Origin of the sequence: Mesorhizobium sp. M2A.F.Ca.ET.037.01.1.1, from assembly GCF_003998075.1 — a bacterium.
Taxonomy (GTDB): Bacteria; Pseudomonadota; Alphaproteobacteria; order Rhizobiales; family Rhizobiaceae; genus Mesorhizobium.
Window position 1 is genome coordinate 1 of the sequence record NZ_RZSA01001875.1, and the last position, 388, is coordinate 388.

1 protein-coding gene is annotated in these 388 nt (G+C 66.0%); it reads right to left on the minus strand.

Annotation, left to right across the window (positions count from 1 at the left end; all coding sequences use genetic code 11):
- Positions 1-114: 114 nt before the first annotated feature.
- A partial coding sequence (locus EOA27_RS40255) for a MarR family transcriptional regulator (protein WP_127259167.1) occupies positions 115-388 on the minus strand: 274 nt, incomplete at its 5' end.

Consider the following 388-nt stretch of genomic DNA (forward strand, 5'->3'; position numbering starts at 1 on the left):
CGCCGGCAAACTCCTGGCCGGCGCCGAGGCGGAGCTTCTCGACTTCCTTGGCAAAAGACCGTTCGGCCATGGTGGCCTCCTTCCGTTGCCGCCGGCATCCGGCGGCGCGTACGTCTAGATGTCGTGCTTGCGGATGTTCTTGAGCATCTTCTGCAGTATGGCGATCAGGGCCGCGTATTCGGCGTCGTCGACGCCGTCGAACATGGCCTCGAAGGCATCGTGCATGGCCGGCCAGGCGCGGGTGAACAGAGCCCGGCCGTCATCGGTCAGGAACACATGGCGGAAGCGGCTGTCGGAGACACCCTGCTCGCGCCGCACCAGGCCCTGCCCCTCCAGCGTGTCGAGCGTCCGACTCAAGGTCGACTGCTCGATCACCGTGTAGACCGAG